General features: G+C 57.5%; 19 protein-coding genes. 12 read left to right on the top strand and 7 right to left on the bottom strand.

Going from position 1 to position 23,440, the window contains the following annotated elements:
- Positions 1-142: 142 nt before the first annotated feature.
- Positions 143-2,191, top strand: a complete 2,049-nt coding sequence (gene metG, locus ACEQFP_RS08650; RefSeq protein WP_396464181.1) for a methionine--tRNA ligase — start codon at positions 143-145, stop codon at positions 2,189-2,191.
- Between the two features lie 174 nt (positions 2,192-2,365).
- Complete coding sequence (locus ACEQFP_RS08645) at positions 2,366-4,363, top strand: acyltransferase family protein (RefSeq protein WP_396464179.1); 1,998 nt, start codon at positions 2,366-2,368, stop codon at positions 4,361-4,363.
- Positions 4,364-4,754: 391 nt separating this feature from the next.
- On the opposite strand, the gene ACEQFP_RS08640 is transcribed toward ACEQFP_RS08645, so the two are convergent.
- The 3 genes from ACEQFP_RS08640 to ACEQFP_RS08630 all read right to left on the bottom strand — a co-directional run bounded on the left by ACEQFP_RS08640 (position 4,755) and on the right by ACEQFP_RS08630 (position 7,968).
- Complete coding sequence (locus ACEQFP_RS08640) at positions 4,755-6,236, bottom strand: amino acid permease (protein ID WP_396464177.1); 1,482 nt, start codon at positions 6,234-6,236, stop codon at positions 4,755-4,757.
- Between the two features lie 210 nt (positions 6,237-6,446).
- Positions 6,447-7,313 (bottom strand): DNA-binding transcriptional regulator YeiE, encoded by an 867-nt coding sequence (gene yieE, locus ACEQFP_RS08635; RefSeq protein WP_005284087.1) that lies wholly within the window; start codon positions 7,311-7,313, stop codon positions 6,447-6,449.
- Positions 7,314-7,527: 214 nt separating this feature from the next.
- Positions 7,528-7,968 (bottom strand): universal stress protein, encoded by a 441-nt coding sequence (locus tag ACEQFP_RS08630; RefSeq protein WP_005284082.1) that lies wholly within the window; start codon positions 7,966-7,968, stop codon positions 7,528-7,530.
- 208 nt (positions 7,969-8,176) lie between these two features.
- Between ACEQFP_RS08630 and ACEQFP_RS08625 the strand changes: the two genes are divergently transcribed.
- The 3 genes from ACEQFP_RS08625 (at position 8,177) to nfo (ending at position 10,623) form a co-directional block, all read left to right on the top strand.
- Positions 8,177-8,434, top strand: coding sequence for a DUF2545 family protein (locus tag ACEQFP_RS08625; RefSeq protein ID WP_035599989.1), 258 nt, complete (start codon positions 8,177-8,179; stop codon positions 8,432-8,434).
- Positions 8,435-8,575: 141 nt separating this feature from the next.
- A complete protein-coding gene (locus ACEQFP_RS08620; RefSeq protein WP_369115006.1) occupies positions 8,576-9,646 on the top strand; it encodes a YeiH family putative sulfate export transporter in 1,071 nt (356 codons plus the stop codon).
- Positions 9,647-9,774: 128 nt separating this feature from the next.
- Entirely contained in the window at positions 9,775-10,623 is an 849-nt protein-coding gene (nfo, locus tag ACEQFP_RS08615) for a deoxyribonuclease IV (RefSeq protein ID WP_068869836.1), read from the top strand.
- Between the two features lie 129 nt (positions 10,624-10,752).
- Here the strand turns inward: nfo and ACEQFP_RS08610 are convergent, their stop codons facing one another.
- From ACEQFP_RS08610 to ACEQFP_RS08595, 4 genes are all read right to left on the bottom strand, one after another.
- Positions 10,753-11,184 (bottom strand): hypothetical protein, encoded by a 432-nt coding sequence (locus tag ACEQFP_RS08610; protein WP_396464173.1) that lies wholly within the window; start codon positions 11,182-11,184, stop codon positions 10,753-10,755.
- 103 nt (positions 11,185-11,287) lie between these two features.
- Positions 11,288-11,812 (bottom strand): Wzz/FepE/Etk N-terminal domain-containing protein, encoded by a 525-nt coding sequence (locus tag ACEQFP_RS08605; RefSeq protein WP_396464171.1) that lies wholly within the window; start codon positions 11,810-11,812, stop codon positions 11,288-11,290.
- 345 nt (positions 11,813-12,157) lie between these two features.
- On the bottom strand, positions 12,158-14,329 hold the full coding sequence (dinG, locus tag ACEQFP_RS08600) for an ATP-dependent DNA helicase DinG (RefSeq protein WP_370545953.1): 2,172 nt from the start codon (positions 14,327-14,329) through the stop codon (positions 12,158-12,160).
- An 89-nt stretch (positions 14,330-14,418) separates the two neighbouring features.
- Positions 14,419-15,474, bottom strand: coding sequence for an FUSC family protein (locus ACEQFP_RS08595; protein WP_205438447.1), 1,056 nt, complete (start codon positions 15,472-15,474; stop codon positions 14,419-14,421).
- Between the two features lie 192 nt (positions 15,475-15,666).
- Here ACEQFP_RS08595 and sbcB point away from each other — a divergent pair, with 192 nt between their 5' ends.
- The 7 genes from sbcB to sanA all read left to right on the top strand — a co-directional run bounded on the left by sbcB (position 15,667) and on the right by sanA (position 23,414).
- The gene (gene sbcB / locus ACEQFP_RS08590) at positions 15,667-17,088 is read left to right on the top strand and encodes an exodeoxyribonuclease I (protein WP_370545954.1); all 1,422 of its coding nucleotides are present in this window, start codon (positions 15,667-15,669) and stop codon (positions 17,086-17,088) included.
- A 168-nt stretch (positions 17,089-17,256) separates the two neighbouring features.
- Entirely contained in the window at positions 17,257-18,204 is a 948-nt protein-coding gene (rarD, locus tag ACEQFP_RS08585) for an EamA family transporter RarD (protein ID WP_370545955.1), read from the top strand.
- Positions 18,205-18,366: 162 nt separating this feature from the next.
- A complete protein-coding gene (locus ACEQFP_RS08580) occupies positions 18,367-18,783 on the top strand; it encodes a CidA/LrgA family protein (RefSeq protein WP_005284046.1) in 417 nt (138 codons plus the stop codon).
- Positions 18,780-19,469, top strand: coding sequence for a CidB/LrgB family autolysis modulator (locus ACEQFP_RS08575; protein ID WP_005284043.1), 690 nt, complete (start codon positions 18,780-18,782; stop codon positions 19,467-19,469). The genes ACEQFP_RS08580 and ACEQFP_RS08575 overlap by 4 nt, the downstream gene beginning before the upstream one ends.
- 196 nt (positions 19,470-19,665) lie before the next feature.
- Positions 19,666-20,553, top strand: coding sequence for a cytidine deaminase (cdd, locus tag ACEQFP_RS08570; protein WP_370545956.1), 888 nt, complete (start codon positions 19,666-19,668; stop codon positions 20,551-20,553).
- Positions 20,554-20,777: 224 nt separating this feature from the next.
- Positions 20,778-22,475, top strand: coding sequence for an NAD-dependent malic enzyme (locus ACEQFP_RS08565; protein ID WP_005284036.1), 1,698 nt, complete (start codon positions 20,778-20,780; stop codon positions 22,473-22,475).
- Between the two features lie 147 nt (positions 22,476-22,622).
- Positions 22,623-23,414: an outer membrane permeability protein SanA gene (sanA, locus tag ACEQFP_RS08560; protein WP_370545957.1), complete on the top strand. Its 792-nt coding sequence runs from the start codon at positions 22,623-22,625 to the stop codon at positions 23,412-23,414.
- Positions 23,415-23,440 lie beyond the last annotated feature (26 nt).

Genomic DNA, 23,440 nt, shown 5'->3' with positions numbered 1-23,440 from the left:
GAATTTTGTCCACATTATTCCTATGGCTATCCTCCTCCCGGCCAGCGCCAGAATCACGGGTGCTGGCCTAGCGGCTCGCGACGCAATCGGGTAACATCAGCGGTTACCTTCTATTGTTTAACCGAGAGATACGAAATCCACTATGGCTTCAGTCACTGATACAACAGGTTCACGCAAGATTCTGGTGACCTGTGCGCTCCCTTACGCTAACGGCTCCATTCACCTCGGCCACATGCTTGAGCACATCCAGGCGGACGTATGGGTGCGTTACCAGCGAATGCGCGGCAACCAGGTGCATTTCATCTGTGCCGATGATGCGCATGGGACGCCGATCATGCTGAAGGCCCAGCAGATGGGGATCGCGCCGGAGCAGATGATCGCCGACGTCAGTCGCGAGCATCAACACGACTTCGCCGATTTCCAGATCAGCTACGACAACTATCACTCGACGCACAGCGAAGAGAACCGCCAACTGGCGAGTCTGATCTATACCCGTCTGAAAGAGAACGGCTTCATTAAGAACCGCACCATCTCTCAGCTCTATGACCCGGAAAAAGGCATGTTCCTGCCGGACCGTTTCGTCAAGGGAACCTGTCCGAAGTGCCAATCAGCCGATCAGTATGGCGATAACTGCGAAGTGTGCGGCGCCACCTATAGCCCGACGGAGCTGATCAACCCGAAATCCGTGGTCTCCGGCGCGACGCCGATCCTGCGCGAGTCTGAGCACTTCTTCTTCGATCTGCCGGCCTTCGGCGCCATGTTGCAGGCCTGGACCCGCTCCGGTGCCCTACAAGAGCAGGTGGCCAACAAGATGCAGGAGTGGTTCGAGTCCGGCCTGCAACAGTGGGACATCACCCGCGACGCCCCCTACTTTGGCTTTGAGATCCCCGATGCGCCGGGTAAATACTTCTATGTCTGGCTGGATGCGCCGATAGGCTACATGGGCTCGTTCAAGAACCTGTGCGACAAGCGCGGTGACCTGAGCTTCGACGCCTACTGGAGTAAAGAGAGCGACGCCGAGCTGTATCACTTTATCGGTAAGGATATCGTCTACTTCCACAGCCTGTTCTGGCCGGCGATGCTCGAAGGCAGCGGCTTCCGTAAACCGAGCAACGTCTTCGTCCACGGCTATGTCACCGTCAACGGCGCCAAGATGTCCAAGTCGCGTGGTACCTTCATTCAGGCCCGCACCTATCTGAACCACCTGGATCCGGATTGTCTGCGTTACTACTACGCCGCCAAACTCTCCGCCCGCATCGACGACATCGATCTCAACCTGGAGGACTTCGTCCAGCGCGTCAATGCCGATATCGTCAACAAGGTGGTGAACCTGGCCTCACGCAACGCCGGCTTTATCACCAAGCGTTTCGCCGGTCAGCTCTCCACTACCCTGGCCGATCCGGCGCTGTATCAGACCTTTGTCGATGCCGCCGCGGAGATCGCCCAAGCCTATGAGGCGCGCGAGTCGGGCAAGGCGATTCGCGAAATCATGGCGCTGGCCGATCTGGCTAACCGCTATGTCGATGAGCAGGCGCCTTGGGTGGTCGCCAAACAGGAGGGGCGTGACGCCGATCTGCAGGCGATTTGCACCATGGGGTTGAACCTGTTCCGCGTCCTGATGACCTATCTCAAGCCGGTATTGCCGGCGTTGAGCACTCGCAGCGAGGCGTTCCTCAATAGCGAACTGCAGTGGGATGCCATCGCCACCCCGCTGCTCGGCCACCAGGTTAACCCGTTCAAGGCCCTGTTTAACCGCATCGAAATGGCGAAGGTTGAGGCCATGATCGAAGAGGGTAAACAGGCCGCCGCCGCCGCGGCTAAACCCGCCCTCAGCGGCCCGCTGGCTGACGATCCGATCCAGGACACCATCACCTTCGACGACTTCGCCAAGGTGGATATGCGCATCGCCCAGATCGTCAGTGCCGATCTGGTAGAAGGCTCCGATAAGCTGCTGAAGCTGCAACTGGATCTCGGCGGCGAGCTGCGCCAAGTCTTCTCAGGTATCCGTAGCGCGTATCCGGATCCGCAGGCGCTGGTCGGCCGTCTGACGGTGATGGTCGCCAACCTGGCGCCGCGTAAGATGCGCTTCGGTATCTCCGAGGGGATGGTGATGGCCGCGGGCCCAGGCGGGAAGGATATCTTCCTGCTCAGCCCGGATTGTGGCGCACAGCCGGGTCAGCAAGTGAAGTGATCCATTGAGCCAAGCACCTCCCTACGCGGAGGGGCTTGGCTTTGCTAGCATGTATAACTTATCTAGTTTTTCCAGGGAAGGCATCAAGCTCATCACAACTTAAGAGAAGCTACGTAGACTAGATCAATAAAACAGCCACGTTCAGGTGGTTATAAAAATTATCGATAAATAATTATGAACTATAGACGTGACATCGATGGACTAAGAGCATTAGCCATTATACTTGTGATGATTTTTCATGGTGGATTAGGCCTATTTCCATCAGGGTTTATTGGCGTTGATATATTTTTTGTGATTTCTGGTTTTTTAATCACCAGCATCATCAAGGGGGATATCGAAAAAGATAGATTCTCCCTCGCTAATTTCTATATTCGAAGGGCTTGGCGGATTCAACCAGCGCTATTAGCCACGGTCATCATCACTTGCCTTGTCGCAATATTTTTCTATCTTCCAGCTGACTTTGAAGAAACGATAAAAAGCGCAAAATACACGCTACTACTCATCTCAAACCAATTTTATTCAAGAATCACAACAAGTTACGCCGCACCCAACAGTGAGACATTGCTATTATTACATACCTGGTCGCTGTCGATTGAATGGCAATGGTATCTCATACTTCCCATCGCACTCTCACTCTCGGCCAAATACCTCAGTCAGAAGAGTATAAAGTTATGCTTAGTCAGTGGCTGCGTATTATTTTTCATCCTGGCAAATATACTTTCATATATCTCTCCCGATAGGAATTATTATTTTTTCAGCAGCCGAGTATTCGAGTTCATGGCGGGTGCGGCGCTGGCCTATATTAGCACAAGCTATATCGATAATAAGAAGACGCTCGCCAACCTATTGGGTATTCTCGCCCTTGCAGCCCTGCTGATAATGAGTACCCGAAGCGATATCCTAGCGGGTTACCCAAACGCTTGGTCATTCGCTATCTGCCTCTCGGCATGTCTCTTAATCTATATTGGGAAGCGTTCACACAATATCGTCAGCCGACTACTTTCCTCGGCCCCGTTGGTCTTCATCGGGAGTATCTCTTACTCGCTATACTTATGGCATTGGCCGGTCTTCTCCTTTGCACACTATGTCGGCTGGTTGCAGGGAGTCCCCTCGCGATTACTCGGCATTGCGCTCAGTTTCGTGCTCGCGCTCTTATCCTACTATCTTATTGAGACACCGCTACGCCGTAAGCGCTATAGCCTGTTAAAGACGCTCACTATCCTCGCCATCATCCCGGCGATCGCGTTCTCCTTGGCCTACTCGCTCACCCAGAAAGCGCAGGGATTCCCCGCGCGCATGGGCCAGCGCTATGTTGACATGGAGCGCGCCTTGACGGCCTATGATCCCAGCGCGCGTCAGGCATGTATCGATATCGGCAACATCGACCAGGCAGAAAAGACATGTCGTATCGGTGATCGGCATGGTACTCGCCGCGCACTGCTGATCGGCGATTCCCACTCCAACCATTTCTGGTACTTCTTCGACAAAATCGGCAAAGATGCCAAGCTCGCCATCACGCCGCTCGCGACATCAAGCTGCCTGACGCTACCCGGAATTTACCAATATAATTGGTGGAAATTTAAGGATCGTGTCTATCAACAGTGCCATGACGACACCGCGAAGTATTACTCGCTGATCAGGCAGAACAAGTATGACTATGTTATTCTCGGCGCAGTGTGGGATGACTATGTCTCAGACAGTATTATCAACCAGGTTGGCGATACCCGCTCTCTACCCCTCGCCAAGGCGCGTATTCGCCACGCCTTAGAGCTGGCGCTCGACACCATCGTTGCGAGCGGTGCCACTCCCGTCATCATCAAAAGTATTTACCCGATGCCGAAAGACTATGCCGCCTGTTTCTATCGTGGCATCAAGCTACACGATAACAACCTGGTGTCACAGTGTAATAATGCCTGGGCAGGCAATGAATCTAACTGGTTTAGTCAGCAAGTTGATCAGCTCAAGGCGCACTACCCAAGCTTAATAATTATCGATCCGAAAGCGGTCCAATGCCGCGATGGGCGCTGCGCACTAGATATTAATGGCGTGCCGATCTATCGCGATGTGGGTCATATTACCGATTATGCATCGGCACACCTCGCCCAACACTACCTCGCCACGCAAGGGAATCCCTTTCTCCAGGTGAACCCGCTCACGCGACGAGACCCCTGATCGTTTTCCTCGCCCTGTTGACCGGTCAGTTTCGTGACTGACCGGTCAACCACGCCCTTGATGTCGCCCTTCTCCCCCCTGCTCACCTACTCACCTACTCACCCTCACTGTGCCTGATGGGACAACCACGCTGGCTCATGAGCGTTCGGCACGCTGGACTCGCGCCTGCACTGAATACGGTGAGGAAGGTGAATGGGGTAAACACAGAAAATGGGGTTAGGGCGGCTAGTGCGGCTAGTGCGGCTAGTGCGGCTAGTGCGGCTAGTGCGGCTAGTGCGGCTAGTGCGGCTAGTGCGGCTAGTGCGGTCAATAATCGGACATAAACCATCATAGCACAACGCCCCGCGCCATCAGGCTCACGGGGCGTTGCTTTACCACACGGCGCGTACGCTTAGTCGATCTTGGTCTTCGGGAAGGTCATCTCGCTGTAGCGCACGAAATGCGTGCCTTGCGTCAGCTTGTAACCGAACCAAATAATCAGGAACAGCGGCAGGCCGATATAGGTTGCCGTTACGCCATACCAGTCGATGCGATCTTCCAGGAACGCCTCATAGTTCTGCCCCAGGGTAATGATCAGGCACAGTACGAAGGCGAAGATCGGCCCGAGCGGGAAGAAACCGGATTTATACGGCAGCGCGTTCAGGTCGAGTCCTGCCATCACGTAGCCGCGACGGAAGCGGTAGTGGCTGATGGCGATCCCCAGCCAGGCGATAAACCCGGTCATCCCCGAGGTGTTCAGCAGCCACAGGTAGACCTCCTGGTTGCCGAACATCGAGGTCAGGAAGCACAGGCCGGCGACTACCGTGGTGGCATACAGCGCATTGCGCGGCACGCCGCCCTTGGACAGACGAGCGAAAATGCGCGGCGCCTTACCCTCTGTCGCCAGGGTGTACAGCATGCGCGTCGAGGCATACATCCCGGAGTTACCCGCCGACAGCACCGCCGTCAGGATCACCGCGTTCATCACCGCCGCCGCAGACAGCAGGCCGGCATTCTTGAACACCAGAGTGAACGGGCTGACGGAGATATCCTTCACGTCATTGCGCAGCAGGCTGGGGTCGGTATAGGGGATCAGCAGGCTGATGATCAGGATGGCGAACACATAGAACAACAGGATACGCCAGAACACCTGACGCACCGCCATCGGAATGTTTTTACCCGGATCTTTCGACTCACCGGCGGCGATGCCGATCAACTCGGTGCCCTGGAAGGAGAAGCCGACGATCATCGCGACCCCGATCATCGAGGCGAAGCCCCCGGCGAAAGGTGCGTCACCGACGACCCAGTTATGGAAGCCGGCATGCTCGCCGCCCTTGAGAATACCGACAATCATCATCAGGCCAACGGCGATGAAGATGATGACCGTGCTAACTTTGATCAGCGAGAACCAATACTCCGCTTCGCCGAAGCCCTTCACCGAGATGTAGTTCAGCAGGAAGATCAGCCCCAGGAACAACGCACTCCAGATCCAACCGGGCAGGTCAGGGAACCAATAGCCCATTACCAATTGCGCGGCCACCAAGTCCACGGCAATGGTCACCGCCCAGTTGTACCAGTAGTTCCAGCCCAGCGCGAAGCCAAAGCCCTCTTCAACGTAGCGAGAGCCATAGGTAGAAAACGAACCGGAAACCGGCATAAACGCCGCCAGCTCACCTAAGCTGGTCATCAGGAAATACACCATCATGCCGATGATGATGTAGGACAACAATGCCCCGCCCGGACCCGCCTGAGAGACCGTCGCGCCCGATGCGACAAACAGCCCAGTACCGATGGACCCGCCGATAGCAATCATCGACAAATGCCGCGCTTTTAACTCCCGGCGCAGCGCCGGTCCTTGTCCCGTGTCAGAGACGGTAGTTTTTGTCTGAGCCATTAGAACCCTATCGTTGTTTCGCGTTAAATCATAAAACCCGGCGCGATTGTAACAAATCCATCTGCGGCGGGAAGTAACAATCTAACGATAATAAGAGAGCTTCATGATGATGGAAGGATTATTAGCGAACGGCACGGCGAACGGACAAGAAAAATACACAAGGATGACAAGGCACTACGACGGCAGCCAAGGCTGCCGTCGCCCCTGATGTCAGGCCTGACAGTAACTCAGAAAACGTGCCAACGCCTTCGAGATATGCTTCTGGCGATGATGGATCAAGTAGAGAGAACGATGCAGGTTGATCCCCGGCAAAGGCACTTCGACCAAGGTCCCATTGCTCAGTTGCTCCTCGATCACCCGCCGCGATAGGCAACTGATACCGATTCCATAACGCACGGCATGCTTGATCGCCTCCGAATTGCCCAACTCCATCACCAAGTCAAAATGTGGCAAGTGCGAGAGCAACAGGTGCTCGACCACCTCGCGGGTACCCGAGCCGGTCTCACGCAAGATCCAGGGCGCCTCGGCCAGGCGCGCCAGCGTTACCGGTTCGCGTAGCAGGGGATGATCCGGGGCGGCGAACACCACCAACTCATCCTCTAACCAGCTCTGGGTGGTCAGCTCCGGCATATGGCATGGCCCCTCGATCAATCCCAGATCGGCGTTGAACTCGGCCACCGCGCTGATCACATCGTGGCTGTTGCCGACATGCAACTCCAGCGGCGTCACCGGGAAGTCCCGTCGGTAGGCGGCCATCATCGGCGGCAGAATATAGTTACCGATGGTACTGCTGGCCGCGATACGCAAGGCACCGCTCTCGCCCTTAAATAGCTGCTCGATCTCGCTAGCCTGCTCCAGCAACGCCATCGCCTTGGGATAAAGCAAGCGACCGTGCTCGTTCACCACTAACCGCTTGCCTACGCGATCGAACAGTCGTACCGACAACTGCGTCTCCAGATCGGAGAGCGCCGCGCTCACCGCCGATTGAGAGAGCGCCAGCACCATCGAGGCCTGCGTCGTCGAACCGCTTTTCAATACTTCGGTAAAAACTTCCAGTTGTCGCAAGGTAATGTGCATAGACAGATCCAAACCGTTTCAATCGACCGCCGCCGTGGCTCAGGAGCACATCGCTCCCCGCACTGACGACGACAAAGCCATGCTCTGCGCCAGAGTCTTCTTACGCTCGGTTAATATAGATAAATCAGGGGTAATTTACTACTTAAAGTGATTTATCGCTGATCCCACACGCCCTTCCCGTTCGAATGACGAGAAGGGCGGGCACGACAGCGAATTAACGCACCACTAACACCGACATACTGGCGTGGCGCACGACTCGGGCAGCGTTCGAGCCGAGTAGGTAGGTCGACATGCTAGGACGACGCGAGCCGATGATGATCAGATCCGCGCCGCATCCCTCCGCCTCTTTCAGGATCTCATCATAGATGGAACCCCAACTCACCTTGACCGCGACGCGATCCGCCGCCAGCGGCAACGAGGCGGCCAATGCCGCCAGGCGATCTTCGGCCTGCTGCAGCGCCGCATCGCGCAACTCGGCGATCTGCTCAGGATACTCACTTAAAAAGGCGGTCGGCATCGCGGGGTGTACATGTAGCAAATACAGCGTGGCGTTGCCCTGATTGGCAAAAAACAGGGCATGGCGCAACGCCTCTTGCGTCAACTGCGGCTCTGCCAAATCGACCGGCACCAAAATCACCCGATAGGCACCATCCATAATGGACCTCCTGCATGGATATTTGGAATAGATACTAGATTCAACACGCCTGCTAGTTATAACACGACTGGGTGAAAAATTAGCCAATCCAGGACACACTTCTCCGCCGTGTGCTTGTGGCAAACACACGTCGTCGACCTCCGCACACCGCCCTCAACATCCCCTAACGCTTGCACTATACTGAATAAACCGGGTCGAGGAGGACATCATGGAAACACTCTATGGCTATCTGATCGCTATCCTGATCGCCGTGGCGATCGCGGCCTTCGCCTGGACACGGCGCGGTTGGCACGCCGGCGTACTCGCCCTCATCTTGCAGGCCGTCCTGGCTGTCCTCTTCTACCAAGGCGCCTGGCTACTCTCTCAGGGGAATGCCGTCACCGCCGCCCTGGCGGCATTACTCTCGCCGATCAGCGTCCTCCTGATCATCATCAACCTCGGCGCCGCCGATACGCCACGGGGCTGATTTTTCAGGCTAAGGCGCCATAATACGAGGCATAACAGATATCTCTATTAATCATACTAATATTATCGATTTAAAATTTACCCGCGACCTCTTTAAGCTTGACCTCCTTTTTTATAAAAACAACGCTAACTCGACGTAACAATGACAACTCATCAATCGCCTTCTCCTGCACCACACTACTCACACGCCCTGCTGCGTCTGCTACCCGGGCTGATCTTAACGGGCGCGATCACCGCCATCGCCATGTGGGCCGGTGCGCTCCCCTGGGTCGAGCAACTCGGTTTCGGGGCGCTGACGCTGGCTATCATCCTCGGGATTATCATCGGTAACACGGCCTATCCGGCACTCAGCATCCCCTGCTCCGTCGGGGTGCATCTGGCTAAACAGAAATTCTTACGCTTGGGGATCATCCTGTATGGCTTCCGACTGACCTTCCAACAGATCGCCGATGTCGGCCTGACCGGCATCGTGACCGATGCGTTGACGCTCACCTCCACCTTCCTGCTGGCGATGTGGTTAGGGCGTAAAGTATTCCGCATGGATAGCCAGACGGTAATGCTGATCGGTGCCGGTAGCAGCATCTGTGGCGCGGCAGCCGTGATGGCGACCGAGCCGGTCGTCAAGGCTGACGCCAGCAAGGTTTCCGTCGCCGTCTCTACCGTGGTTATCTTCGGTACCATCGCCATCTTCCTCTATCCCTGGTTATATCAGCTCAATGCGCATTACCAGTGGATCGCCATGACCCAAGAGACTTTTGGCATCTATATCGGCTCGACGGTCCACGAGGTAGCGCAAGTGGTCGCCGCCGGACGCGCCATCAGCGACGATGCGGGCAACGCCGCCGTGATCACCAAGATGATCCGCGTCATGATGCTGGCGCCGTTCCTATTGGTGCTTTCCAGCGTTCTCAGCCGTGGTCAGCAAGGTAACGGCGGCAAGAGGGCGCCGATCACCATTCCTTGGTTCGCGGTGATCTTCATCCTGGTCGCCGGATTTAACTCCTTCGACCTCCTGCCTGCCGCGCTGGTCCACGCCCTGATCACCCTGGACACCATCCTGTTGGCGATGGCGATGGCCGCACTCGGTCTGACCACCCATATCAGCGCCATCCGTCAGGCGGGGATTCGCCCCATCATCCTAGCCAGTATCCTGTTCGCCTGGCTGATCGCCGGTGGTGCCGCCATCAACCTGATCATCGAACGCTGCCTCTAACAGCGGGCCACACGTTTTCCCCACCCTGTTAACCCACGGTTAGCAGGGTGTTTTTTTATGGCACCTAAAAGGCTACGCGGCACCGATATTCGATGCCATAATAGCGCCCCGTATCAGGAGATAACTGCATGAAATATATCGGAGCCCATGTCAGCGCCGCCGGGGGACTGGATCAAGCCGTCCTGCGCGCCCATGCGCTAGAGGCGACGGCGTTCGCACTGTTCACCAAGAATCAACGTCAATGGAAAGCGGCCCCGCTGACGGCGGAGAGTATCGCCAAGTTTCGCGCGGCTTGCGCCCAGTATGGCTATACCCCGCAGCAAATCTTGCCGCACGACAGCTACCTGATCAATCTGGGACATCCCGTCGCCGAGGCGCTGGAAAAGTCGCGTAACGCCTTTATCGATGAGATGCAGCGCTGTGCCGATCTCGGGCTGACACTACTCAACTTCCATCCGGGTAGCCACCTGTTGCAAATCGATGAACACGACTGCTTGGCCCGTATCGCCGAATCGATCAATCTTGCCCTGAGCCAGACTCAGGGGGTCTGTGCGGTCATCGAAAATACCGCGGGCCAAGGTAGCAATCTGGGATTTCGCTTCGAGCAGCTGGCGGAGATCATCGACCAGGTCGAGGATAAGTCACGCGTTGGCGTCTGTATCGATACCTGCCACGCCTTCGCCGCCGGCTACGATCTCCGCGACGAGGCGGCCTGCGAGGAGACCTTCGCCCAGTTTGAACGCTGCGTCGGCTTCCGCTATCTGCGTGGCATGCACCTCAACGATGCCAAAAGCGACTTCAATAGCCGCGTCGATCGCCACCAGAGTCTCGGCGAAGGCAATATCGGGGCGACGGCCTTCCGTTGGATCATGCGCGACCCCCGCTTCGATGGCATTCCATTGATCCTGGAAACGACCAACCCCGATCGCTGGCTAGATGAGATCGCCTGGTTAAAGGCGCAGCAAGCGACCGCATAATCTGCACCCTGCGACTCACGGCAGCCGCCCCGGCTGAGCCGGGGACTTTCAACCGGTAATAAAAAACGCAGCACTTAGGCTGCGTTTTTTTATCCATCTCCTGCCGCTTACCCGGCGCCAGAGAGGCGATTAATGACCGTCAATCGGCGCCATCGGCACGGCGTGGCGACTCGACAAGGCGTGACGCAGCAAAACAAAGGCGCAAGCGAGTAGGAAACCGGCGATCGCAGCAAGCAGAACGATCAATGCGCCTTTCGGTGACTCCTTATGCAAAGGAATACTAGGCGTCATCAGGTATTTGAATGGCTGGATCTGCAAGTCGGCCACATGCACCTGGCTGAGACGCTCGATATACAACTGACTATTCTTCAACGCAGCATCCAACTCACTCGGATCGGTCTGCGCGCGCTCGATATCCAGCTTCTGACGCAAGGCATCGACCCCGAGTGAAATCGGGAAGTCGCTATCATCTTTGAAGGTCGCCCCATTGCCATACATTGGCTTATTGATCCCTGCCGCCCGCGCCAAGGCGAGCGAGTAATCCAGGCGACGGATCGTCACCTGTTGTTGATTCTTCCAGCGTTCGAGGGTCAGCTGGTACTGTTCTTTCTTCTGCGTCAGGATCTGATCGACCTGATCCTGAATACGATAACGGAGATCGCTCTCAACGCGTTTGGCGACAAAGTCGATATAACCTTGCAGGAAAGTATGCGATTCCAGCGCGCTGCGCGTCGTAGCACCCAGGCGATAATAGGCGAAGGTCCTCCATCCCCTTATCCTTCGGCGTACTCAGGCTGAACGCCTGCTCGGCCAAAGCGCTCAGCACCCGCTCCTTCTCCTGCGCATCCTGCATCGATGCGGTCAGCTGGCGATAGTAATCCGACTGGAGGATGTACTCGCGCCGCGCGATCTGTGAGTCATAAATCTGGACAAAACGCGACATCAACCACGCGGGAGAGGCATCCACCTGGATATCCAACAATGCCAACTGATTGAGCTCCTTATGCATCGAGGAGAGCTCGCGCGCCTGCGCCGGCACCAGCTCGGCATAGCTGGTCCACTTCTGCGGCAATAGCGTCTTGGCCACCAGACCCAATAGCGCACAGGCGACCACGGCCCCGACGATCAGCCACTTCGCCTTGAATAACACCATCAACAGCGCGAGGAGATCAATCTCATCTGACGACATTGATACGGAGGCGGGAGTAGACGATGACAACGCGATACGGGAATGAGTAGATTGATTCGATTGATTAAGTTGATCGGACAACACCTTTCTCTCCCAAATGGGAGGCCTCCCTACATGAGACAATGGTAAACCAAAGAGGATACGCGATGGTTAATGGGTACAGTATCAACGAAATGGCTAGTAATGGAGCTTTTATCGAATATTATTCCTGGCGGAGAATATTTTCCATCTATTAGTTATATGGCTGAATATATACCGCCGAGGAGAATACATAAGATCACTCCAGTAAGCAATGACAAGCATAAGGCTAGTAGAGAATCGCGAAAAATTCAGACTATTAACTATTCACTCGCGCCGACGACGCGTCGTGGCACGATGCGCCTTACGTTTCGGCGCGGCGGGCTGCGGCCAGTCAGGCAGCGCACCGGCGGGTAACGGCGGCTGCAGGATGGGAAACACCGGCAGTGCCGCCAGGAGACGGCTGCCATAGGGCTTACTCAAGAGACGCCGATCATAAATGATGATCTCGCCATGGCAGCCATGGCTACGGATCAGGCGCCCGACCTGCTGGATCAGGGTAAAGGAGGCACCGGGTAGGCTCTGGACCTCGAACGGATAGCGCTTACGCGCCTTCAACCACTCCCCCTCCGTCACGATCACCGGGCTGTCCACCGGTGGAAAGGCCACCTTATGGATATGGACCTGGGTCAACAATTCGCCCTTGAGATCTAGCCCCTCGGCGAAAGATTGTAACCCCACCAGCGCGCTCTGTGTTCCGGCGCGCACCCGTCGGCAATGCTCCTCGACTAAACGGTAGCGCGGCCGATCCCCCTGCACCAATAACCCCAGACGTAAGTCCGGCAGGAAACCGAGGAAGGTCTGCATCGCCCGCTGGCTGGCGAACAGCACCAACATGCCGCGATGCTCCCCTTGCTGCCAGGCATGACGAAAATAGTGCGCCATCTGACGCAGGTGCTCGCCTTCATTCGCCAACGAAGGCTCCAGCGTCAGCTGCGGGATCAACAGTCGCCCCTGGTGGACATGATCGAAGGGCGAGTCCAATACCACGAAGCGATCGCCCGCCTCGGCGTTGAGACCAGAGAGTTCGCTGAGGCGATCGAAGCGGTTTAACGAACGCAGGGTCGCCGAGGTCACCACCGCATGGGGAATACGGCGCCACAGCAGACGATCCAGCTGATCGCTCACCCGCAGCCCGACGCAGTGCAGGTAGCGGTGGTGCACACCCTCCGTCACCTCCTGCGTCAACCACTTGGAGATCGGCGCATTAGAGGCCTGTTCCAACGCCGCCAAACGCCACAGCTTGGTCAATGCCTCCAGGTAACCAAAGGCTCGGCTCATCTGTAACAATGCGCGCTGTACGCGCAGCGCATCGTGTGTCCCGGTCTTCTCCTGCAGGTCGTTCATCATAAACTCGCACAGGCCACGCAAACCATCGCACAACTTGTACAGGCGCTGCGCCAAGCCAGCCAGCGCCTCCGGTAGTTGGCCCAAGACGAAACGATACTGCGCCTCGTCGCCTAACAGCGCCTGAGCGGCGCGATCGAAATCACCGATCAGTTGGCGCAACTCGGCGCAATGCTCTTGTAGACGTGCGCTGTTTAGCAGGCGCGGTGGATTCTTCGGCTGATACTGGCTGTGACACTGCTCGATATGTCGCACGATCATCTCGATCTGCCCTTGGACAAACAGGGCGCTGACCTCTCCCTCCATCTCCAGAGCATCACGCGCCACCTCCGGCAGGTGATGGCCTTCATCCAGCACCAGCAACAAATCCTTCGGCGGCGGTAACACCGACTCACTCTCTAACGCCGCCATCACCAACGCATGGTTCGCCACCACCACATCGGCGCTTTCGATCTCACGCCGCGCCAGAAAGAAGGGACAGTCGCGAAAGTAGGCGCAACTGCGATTGAGGCAACTGGCCCGATCGGTGCTCAGCCTTGCCCACAGCCCCTCCTCCACATTCTCCTGCAGATGATCGCGTAGGCCATCCCAACGCTGACTCGCCAGCGCCTGTTGCAACTGATGACACTGCTCACGCTCGGCCTCACTGCTCGGAGACAGCGTATCGTCAATAAAGAGCAACAGCGCCCCCTGCTCCCCCTGACTCTCCGCCAACGCCGCCAGATTGCGCGGGCAAACATAGCGCCGCCGACCGAAGGCGGCGGTAAAGGTCAGATCGGGAATGATGCGGCGCAACAACGGCAAATCCTGGCTATAGATCTGATCTTGCAGCGCCACGTTGGCGGTACTCACCACCAGTGGCTTTTGTTGATCGCGGCTGATGGCGATCCCGGGCAACAGATAGGAGAGCGTCTTACCAACCCCCGTCGGCGCCTCGATCACCAGATGGCGTCCCTCATCGCCACTGAGGGCGCGCGCCACCTCGGCGATCATCTGCCGTTGCTGCGGTCGCGTCACGAAGTTGGGGATCTGCTGCGCCAGGGACTTATACCACTGGGAGATTTGTGTCTTGAGTGCGCTGGAAAGTGCCATTGATGCTCGCTGTGGAAAGAGGACGCGCTATTGTCGCATAGCGGGCGGCTAAAATCAGCCGCCCGGCAGGGCGCGGAGCGCGGGCCGCCCTAACGGCGTAGTACACTCGCCAGCAGATCGCGCAACTCATCCAGCTGCGTCGCCAGCTGCATGTTCAGCCACAGGTAACCATAGATCGGCGTCTCTTCATCACAGCGTGCCTGCGCCTCTTCGATCAACGCCTTCAACTCGGCCGCCATCGGCACCATCTCTGGCAGACGCTCCAGCTCCTCGACCCGGCCGCTAAGCAGCATCGCCGACAGACCGTTCAGCGCGCTGATGGTCAACTTCTGAAAGGTACGCAGACGCGTCGCGTTGAGCATGATGAAGTGGCTCTCCCGACTGGCCCAATAGGCATCGGTCATCATCTCTAAGGTGGCGACCAGGTTACGGGTGATCACCTGAATGGCGTCGAACACCGCCTTATCTACCTTGGTCTCGCGCGCGCTGGGCGCCAGCAAGCCGCGCAGCGCGCCAAGGTCGGAGAGAATGCGTTGTTGGCGATCCGTCAGCTGCGGCCGCTCAACCATATTGGGTGACACATAAGCGCTATAAATATTGCTCATGCAGTTCAACCCATGGCTCATCTTGAGGCGCCAGTGGGTAAAGGCGCGCTGTGGATAGATGCTGGCGAATAACAGCGCCAGCAGCGAGCCGATGATCACATTGGCGCTGCGCAGCAGTGCAGTATCGATATCGCCAGGGCCCGCGGCACACACCACGCCCAGGGTGATGCCGATCAGTAACCCCATATAAGGGCGCTTCCCTAGGGCGGCGATACCACAGACAAACATGACGATGGCGCACCATGCCAACATCAGCGTCATCGAATAGAGCTCGAGATAGAGCGCGATCAATCCCGATGCCGCACCCAATACGGTCCCCAGACAACGCTGCAACGCCCGTACGGTCACGTTACCCCAAAAAGAGATCGGCCCGATCACCACCACCATGGTGATCAGCGCCCAGGCGCCCTCGGGTACCGCCAACAGTCGGATCAACAGGAAGGTTAATACGAAGGAGATCGCCATGCGCACACCGTGTACGGCGCGATAGTGCCCATAGACGACGGAGTCAAACGGGGTGATACTTTTATTTAAACGCACGGAAACGACCTTGGATCAAACGCTCAACCGAGATGGGTTATCAGTGTAACGGAAATTAACACCATAAATAAATGCCAACCAGGCTCATTATTTCTCCCCGGCACCACGGCGCCTGACGCATTCCAGGATTGGGTTTCCCGTGCGGCACGGTTACACTAAGGCCATGTCTTTTTTTGCCATAGAGATCCTATTTTGAGCAAGGCTGCGCCCTCCTTCTTGTTTCACGATTATGAGACCTTCGGTCAGCATCCGGCGTTGGATCGCCCCGCCCAATTCGCCGGGGTGCGTACCGATGCCGACTTCAACATCATCGAAGAACCCCAGGTGTTTTACTGCCGTCCAGCCGATGACTATCTTCCCCAGCCCGAGGCGGTGATGATCACCGGGATCACCCCACAGACGGCGCTGGCTCAGGGGATCTGTGAAGCGGAGTTTGCCGAACGCATCCACCAGCTCTTTAGCGTGCCGGGCACCTGTGTCGTCGGGTATAACAATATTCGTTTTGACGACGAGGTCAGCCGTAACCTGTTCTATCGTAACTTCTTCGATCCTTATGCCTACAGCTGGCAAAATGGTAATTCGCGCTGGGATCTGCTGGATGTGCTGCGCACCTGCTACGCCCTGCGCCCGCAAGGGATCGTCTGGCCGGAGAACGAACAGGGGCTGCCGAGCTTCAAGTTGGAGCATCTTTCACAAGCCAACGGTATCGAACACAGCAATGCCCACGACGCGATGGCCGACGTCTACGCCACCATCGAGATGGCCAAGCGTGCCAAGCAGGCGCAGCCACGGCTGTTCGATTACCTGTTCCAACTGCGCAACAAGAATCGGGTGGCGCAACTGATCGACATCGCCGAGATGACGCCGCTGGTACATGTCTCAGGCATGTTCGGCGCGCTGCGCGGCAATACCAGCCTGGTGGCCCCCTTAGCCTGGCATCCCGACAACAAGAATGCGGTGATCGTCTGCGATCTGGCGGGCGACATCACGCCGCTACTGACCCTGGATAGCGAGACCCTACGCGAACGCCTCTATACGCCGCGCAGCGAGTTGGGCGACGCGGCGCCGGTGCCGATCAAGCTGGTGCATATCAATAAATGCCCGGTACTGGCACCGGAGAAGACGCTGCTCGCCGAGAATGCCGAACGCCTGGGCCTCGATCGCCAACGCTGCCTGGACAATCTGGCCCAACTCCGTCGCCACCACGCGGTTCGTGACAAGGTCGTCTCTCTGTTCGCCGATGCGCCGCCCTTCCCACGCGCCAGCGATGTGGATAGCCAACTGTACGATGGCTTCTTTAGCGACGCCGATCGCCAGGCGATGCAGATCATCCGCGCGACCCAACCGCAGAATCTCCCCGCCCTGGATCTGCGTTTCAACGATGAACGCATTACGCCGCTGCTGTTCCGCTACCGCGCCCGCAACTATCCGGCCACGCTGGATGAGGCCGAGCGGCAACGCTGGCAACAGCACCGTCGGGAGATGCTGACCGCGGAGCGTGTACAGGAATATCTCCAGACATTGGAAATGTTGTACAACCGCTACGAAGATCAACCCCAACGCCTGACGCTACTACGCGCGCTATTTGATTATGCTCGTGAATTAGTAGGATAATATACTTAAGCCAAAAGGATGCGGCAGGTTACCACGGGGGGCGTCCCCCCGACCGTCATCGTCAATCTCGCCCTCCCCGGCAAACACGCTTCTTCTCCCGCGCCATCCTCGATGGCGCGGACGACAACGACGCCTCGACATATGAGGCCTTCATCAAGGCGAGAGTCTATGTGGCTGACTAATGGGCCGCTGCTGGCGGTACTGTCATTTATTCTGTGGGGGATCACGCCGCTGTATTATAAGCTATTGAACGATGCCAACGCGTTCGAGCTGTTAGCACAGCGTCTATTCTGGTCCGTCCCTCTGCTACTCGTACTACGCCTGCTGTTTAAACAACGTACCACCTGGCGCGCCGTCTGGCAGGATAAACGCTCCCTGTACTGCTGCCTGCTCGGCGGCGCCATCATGAGCGTCTCCTGGACCACCTTCATCTATGCCCTCACCCATAACCTGGTACTGGATGCCAGCTTGGGCTACTTTACTAACCCGCTATTCGCCATCGCATTGGGCGTGATCTTCCTGCACGATCGTCTCACCCCCTTCCAACGTCTCGCCGTGCTACTGGCCATCATCGGCCTCGGCTATCAGATCATCCTGTTGGGGCGGGTACCGGTGCTGGCGCTGGTGATGGGCATCACCTTCGCCTTTTATGGTCTTGTGCGTAAATATATCCGCTACGATATTATGACCTCGTTGACGCTGGAGACCCTCTGGATGCTGCCGCTGGCGATCGGCATCACCTTCTGGCTGCAACTGAATGGAGAGAGCGGCCTGACAGGCGTCAGCTCGACGCACTATCTACTCTATATCCTGACCGCGCCGGTCACCTATGCCCCGCTACTGCTGTTCGCCGCCGCGATTAAGCGTACCTCGCTGACGGTGGTCGGCCTGGCACAGTATGTCGAGCCCTCACTCCAATTCCTGCTGGCGGTGCTGCTCTTTGGCGAGCCGATCAACGTTGCGAAGATGGTCAGTTTCTCTCTGATTTGGCTGGGTCTGGCGCTCTGCATCTACGAGATCTTTATCATCATGCGCCGTCCTGATCCGTCCACATCTCCCGCCAGTTCGCCAGCGAAAGCGGGGGCGCGCCTACCCGTCGGTCATCATAAGCGTTAATCCTCCGCGGCCCGCCCCGACGCGCGGGCCGCCTCTCGCCTTCCATCCGCCTACCCTGCCAAATTGGCATGACTGCCATAGAGCGAATTCATGGTGTGATCAGTAGCACATTTTACCCATTAATTGTATGATAATTGCGTTTTCGTTCTTAGGTACATTACGATGTCAAAACCGCTTTCTGTTTGCTGGCAATACGCACGCGCCTTTGTGTTGATCTACCTGTGTCTGTTCGCCGGTAATGCACTCTCTACCCTGTTACCGATCACCATTCCCGGTAGCATCATCGGCATGTTGATCCTCTTTGCCCTGCTGGCTTCGCAGATCATGCCCGCCAAATGGGTGAAACCCGGCTGTAGCCTGTTTATCCGTTATATGGCATTGCTATTCGTGCCGATCGGCGTCGGGGTGATGCAGTATTACGACGTGTTATGTCGCCAGTTCGGTCCAATCGTCGTCTCCTGTGTGGTCAGTACGCTGATCATCATGGTAGTTGTGGCCTACTGTTCTCATCTGGTACATCGCGAGCGTCCTAACGATGGCAACCAACCCGCCATTCGCCCGCAGGAGAGTAAACAATGATCAATATCTGGTGGTCGTTGCCGTTAACCCTGGCGGTCTTCTTCGGCGCCCGTCGTCTGGCTCAGCGCTTGAACATGCCGTTGCTCAACCCGCTGTTAGTTTCCATGGCGGTGATCATTCCCGTGTTGTTGTTGCTGCATATTCCGTATCACAACTACTTCGCCGGCAGTTCCGTGTTGAACAGCCTGCTGCAACCCGCGGTGGTGGCGCTCGCCTTCCCGCTGTATGAGCAACTGCACCAGATCCGTGCTCGCTGGAAGTCCATCATCACCATCTGCTTCATCGGCAGCGCCACGGCGATGACGACCGGGACCGCGATTGCGCTGTGGCTGGGGGCGACACCGGAAATCGCCGCCTCGGTTCTACCGAAGTCGGTCACGACGCCGATCGCCATGGCGGTCTCCCAGTCGATCCACGGTATCCCGGCCATCAGCGCCGTCTGTGTGATCTTCGTCGGGATCCTCGGGGCGGTCTTTGGCCATACTCTGTTGAATGCGATGAAGATCCGCACCAAGGCATCACGTGGCCTCGCGATGGGGACCGCCTCCCACGCCTTAGGGACCGCGCGCTGTGCCGAGGTGGATTACCAAGAGGGGGCGTTCAGCTCGCTGGCACTGGTGATCTGCGGCATCATCACCTCGCTGCTGGCGCCGTTTCTCTTCCCCATCCTGCTACGCCTTTTCTGAGAGAATTTTCACAGTGGAGTGCGCCATCTGGCGTACTCCATCTGATTATTGTGTGCAAACAAGCGCAAAATGGTGAAATAACTCTCTCATTCACCGCTCGAATTACAGGGATTACACTCAAAAAGTGATAATTGTCACAAATATAACTCTGGCGCTTACCTACAATAGCCTCCCGTAACTCACAAGAGGCCTTCCCATGCACGCACGCTTTGCCGCTGCATTTAGCCAGTTGCCTGGCGAACTTCAAGCGGCGCTCACCCCCATTATGGCGTCGGATGATTTCCACGCCGTAATCACCGCCGCCCAGGTGGATGCCATTTGCCATGCCTGCCAGTTGGATCGTCAGGCGTTGAGTTTTGCACTACTGCCGTTGGCCGCTGCCTGCGCCCTGACGCCGATCTCTCATTTCCAGGTGGGGGCCATCGCCCAGGGGAGCAGCGGTAACCTCTACTTCGGCGCCAATATGGAGTTCGCCGGCGCGCCGATGCAACAGACGATCCACGCCGAGCAGTGTGCGATCAGCCATGCCTGGCTGCGCGGTGAGCGCGCGCTGGCTTCGATCACCGTGAATTGCACCCCGTGTGGCCACTGCCGTCAGTTTATGAATGAATTGAACAGTGGAACGCAACTGCCGATCCACCTACCGGGACGTCAAGCCGCCACCCTGGGGGATTATCTCCCGGACGCCTTTGGCCCGCGTGACTTGCAGATTAAGACCCTGCTGCTCGACCATGTCCATCACGGCCTGACGCTCGCCCACGCTGACGATGATCCGCTGCTGCTGGCGGCCTTAGCCGCGGCTAACGCTAGCCATGCCCCCTATAGCCAGGCTTACAGCGGCGTCGCCCTGGAAACGGCGCACGCCATCTATGCCGGACGCTATGCGGAGAATGCCGCCTTTAACCCGAGTCTGCCTCCCTTGCAGGCGGCCTTGGTCCTGTTGAACATGGCCGGAGAGCCCACCTCGGCGATCCGTCGCGCCGCCCTGGTAGAAAGTCAGAGCGCCGTCCTCTCGCAACAGGCGGCGACGCAGGCGACCTTGCAGGCGCTCGGCTGCACGCACCTGAACTACCAGACGATCTAATCCTCTCCCGGCATAGGTTCCCCTTAGGGCCCTATGCCGCTTGTCCGCTATCCGCTATCCGCTATCCGCTATCCGCTATCCGCTATCCGCTATCCGCTATCCAACCAGATTGTTACAAAACATATAATATGTGAATACTTTTGATAACAAACATTGAACAGAGATTAACTCTCTTTTAGGATCGGTGGGGTAGTCTTCAATCCCGTTAACATAAGAGCGTACTTATGGATCTGGAACACGAGAGTAAACGTCCGCTGTATATCCCCTATGCCGGCCCCATCCTGCTGGAGTTTCCCTTGTTGAATAAGGGCAGCGCCTTTAGTGAAGAAGAACGTAACACCTTTAACTTAAACGGCTTGCTGCCCGAGGCCATCGAAACGATCGAAGAGCAGGTCGAGCGCGCCTATCGCCAGTTCTGTGATATCCAAAGCGACACCGCCAAACATATCTATCTGCGCAACATTCAAGACACCAACGAAACCCTCTTCTATCGCCTGCTACGCGCTCATCTCAGCGAGATGATGCCCATCATCTACACGCCGACGGTCGGCGAGGCCTGCGAGCACTTCTCCGACATCTATCGTCGCGCGCGCGGGCTGTTCATCGCCTACCCTAACCGCGATCGCATCGATGACATGCTACAAAATGCCACCAAACAAAACGTCAAGGTCATCGTGGTTACCGATGGCGAGCGTATTCTCGGTTTGGGCGATCAGGGGATCGGTGGCATGGGGATCCCCATCGGTAAACTGTCGCTGTATACCGCCTGTGGCGGGATCAGCCCGGCCTATACGTTGCCGGTGGTGCTGGATGTCGGAACCAACAACCCTCAGCGCCTTAACGATCCGCTGTATATGGGCTGGCGTCACCCGCGCATCACCGGCGACGAGTACAACGCGTTCGTCGAGGAGTTTATCCAGGCGGTCAAGCGCCGCTGGCCGGAGGTTCTGCTCCAGTTCGAAGACTTCGCGCAGAAGAACGCGATGCCGCTGCTCAGCCGTTATCGCGACCAACTGTGCTGCTTTAATGATGACATCCAAGGTACCGCCGCCGTCACCCTCGGCAGCCTAATCGCCGCCAGCCATGCCGCCGGCAGCCGTCTGCGTGACCAGACCATCACCTTCCTCGGCGCCGGCTCGGCCGGTTGTGGCATCGCCGAGCAGATCATCGCCCAAATGGTGGCGGAGGGCTTAAGCGATGAGGAGGCGCGTGCGCGCATCTTTATGGTCGATCGCTTCGGACTCTTGACGGATCGCCTGCCGAATCTGCTCGACTTCCAGAGCCGCCTCGTACAAAAACAGCAAGCCTTAGCCTCGTGGCAGACGGAAAACGAGGGGATCTCCCTACTGGATGTGGTGCGCAACGCGCATCCCACGGTGTTGATCGGCGTCTCCGGCCAGCCGGGACTCTTCAGCGAGGCGATCATTCGCGAAATGCACAGCCACTGCGCCCGACCGATCGTCATGCCGCTCTCGAACCCGACATCACGCGTCGAAGCGCGCCCGGAAGACATCATCGCCTGGACCGACGGCGCCGCACTGGTCGCCACCGGCAGCCCCTTCGAGGCGGTCAACTATCAGGGGCAAAGCTATCCTATCGCCCAATGCAATAACGCCTATATCTTCCCGGGCATCGGCCTCGGCGTCTTGGCAAGCGGCGCGAAACGAGTCACCGATGGCATGCTGATGGCCGCGAGCCGCGCTCTGGCGGAAAGCTCTCCGCTGGCCCGCGACGGTCATGGACCGCTACTCCCGGATCTGAAGGATATCCAACAGGTCTCGCGCGACATCGCCTTCCAGGTCGCCAAAGCCGCCCAGTTGCACGGCGTGGCCGTGCTCACCTCCGACGAGGCGCTGCTGCAAGCCATCGAGCAAAACTTCTGGTTACCGCAATACCGTAGCTACAAACGCACCTCTTTCTGATGCAGTCGATCGACGCCGGGCCGCAATGGCCCGGCGGTAGCTGTCTGAGCAAATAAGCGTCATCCGTCCACCGGGCGCGCCATATGGCTTGCGTCCCGCCAAGGTGTACAGTAGCCTCGGAAGGGAGTCAATGATAGGAAGCGCGCCATGGGGTGGAAGCGGTGGATATATGGTCTAATCGGCGTCGGCATCGTACTGCTGCTGGCGGCGTTGGCGCTCGACCGCTGGATCAGTTGGAGCACCGCCCCCTATATCTATGACGACGTGCAGGATCTGCCGCGCCGCGAGGTCGGCGTCGTACTCGGCACCGCCAAGTATGTCGCCCCCGGCGTGATCAACCAGTACTACCGTTACCGTATCCAGGGTGCGCTTAACGCCTATAACAGCGGTAAGGTCAGTTACCTGTTACTCAGCGGCGACAACGCCCTACAGAGCTACAACGAGCCGGTAACGATGCGGCGCGACCTGATCGCGGCCGGGGTGCCGAGTAGCGATATCGTGCTGGATTACGCGGGCTTTCGCACCCTCGACTCCATCGTGCGTACCCGCCGCGTCTTTGATACGAATGACTTCACCATCATCACTCAGCGTTTTCACTGCGAGCGGGCACTGTTTATCGCCATGCATCTAGGTATCCAGGCACAGTGCCTGGCGGTACCCTCGCCAAAAGATATGCTGCTGGTGCGTCTACGCGAGATCGGTGCCCGCATCGGCGCGCTGACGGATCTCTATCTGCTGCAACGCCAGCCACGCTTCCTCGGTCCGCAGATCCCCATTCCGGCGGTGCATAAGGTTGCCGCCGACGCGCAGAGCTACCCGGCGGTATTGCCCGAACAGCTGCAAGCCTTAGAGCGGCGAGAGCGTGCCGACGAACGAGAGAAGCGGGAGAAAGAGAAAGAAAAAGCGAAGGCGCAGAGTCAGCCCGCCAAACAACCTTAAGAGCTCAACAAACAAGCTCGGCGCTC

Origin of the sequence: Edwardsiella sp. A.80236 (genome assembly GCF_044540725.1) — a bacterium.
In the GTDB taxonomy this organism is placed as follows: Bacteria; Pseudomonadota; Gammaproteobacteria; order Enterobacterales; family Enterobacteriaceae; genus Edwardsiella; species Edwardsiella tarda.
Note: the sequence above shows the minus strand (reverse complement) of the source record. Positions and strands in the feature narration are given on the sequence as shown.

What these genes read in the sequence shown, in the direction of transcription:
- metG (WP_396464181.1), top strand. Translation starts at nt 143, where the DNA reads ATGGCTTCAGTCACTGATACAACAGGTTCACGCAAGATTCTGGTGACC.
- ACEQFP_RS08645 (WP_396464179.1), top strand. Translation starts at nt 2,366, where the DNA reads ATGAACTATAGACGTGACATCGATGGACTAAGAGCATTAGCCATTATA.
- ACEQFP_RS08640 (WP_396464177.1), bottom strand. Translation starts at nt 6,236, where the DNA reads ATGGCTCAGACAAAAACTACCGTCTCTGACACGGGACAAGGACCGGCG.
- yieE (WP_005284087.1), bottom strand. Translation starts at nt 7,313, where the DNA reads ATGCACATTACCTTGCGACAACTGGAAGTTTTTACCGAAGTATTGAAA.
- ACEQFP_RS08630 (WP_005284082.1), bottom strand. Translation starts at nt 7,968, where the DNA reads ATGGATGGTGCCTATCGGGTGATTTTGGTGCCGGTCGATTTGGCAGAG.
- ACEQFP_RS08625 (WP_035599989.1), top strand. Translation starts at nt 8,177, where the DNA reads ATGGAAACACTCTATGGCTATCTGATCGCTATCCTGATCGCCGTGGCG.
- ACEQFP_RS08620 (WP_369115006.1), top strand. Translation starts at nt 8,576, where the DNA reads ATGACAACTCATCAATCGCCTTCTCCTGCACCACACTACTCACACGCC.
- nfo (WP_068869836.1), top strand. Translation starts at nt 9,775, where the DNA reads ATGAAATATATCGGAGCCCATGTCAGCGCCGCCGGGGGACTGGATCAA.
- ACEQFP_RS08605 (WP_396464171.1), bottom strand. Translation starts at nt 11,812, where the DNA reads ATGTCGTCAGATGAGATTGATCTCCTCGCGCTGTTGATGGTGTTATTC.
- dinG (WP_370545953.1), bottom strand. Translation starts at nt 14,329, where the DNA reads ATGGCACTTTCCAGCGCACTCAAGACACAAATCTCCCAGTGGTATAAG.
- rarD (WP_370545955.1), top strand. Translation starts at nt 17,257, where the DNA reads ATGTGGCTGACTAATGGGCCGCTGCTGGCGGTACTGTCATTTATTCTG.
- ACEQFP_RS08580 (WP_005284046.1), top strand. Translation starts at nt 18,367, where the DNA reads ATGTCAAAACCGCTTTCTGTTTGCTGGCAATACGCACGCGCCTTTGTG.
- ACEQFP_RS08575 (WP_005284043.1), top strand. Translation starts at nt 18,780, where the DNA reads ATGATCAATATCTGGTGGTCGTTGCCGTTAACCCTGGCGGTCTTCTTC.
- cdd (WP_370545956.1), top strand. Translation starts at nt 19,666, where the DNA reads ATGCACGCACGCTTTGCCGCTGCATTTAGCCAGTTGCCTGGCGAACTT.
- ACEQFP_RS08565 (WP_005284036.1), top strand. Translation starts at nt 20,778, where the DNA reads ATGGATCTGGAACACGAGAGTAAACGTCCGCTGTATATCCCCTATGCC.
- sanA (WP_370545957.1), top strand. Translation starts at nt 22,623, where the DNA reads ATGGGGTGGAAGCGGTGGATATATGGTCTAATCGGCGTCGGCATCGTA.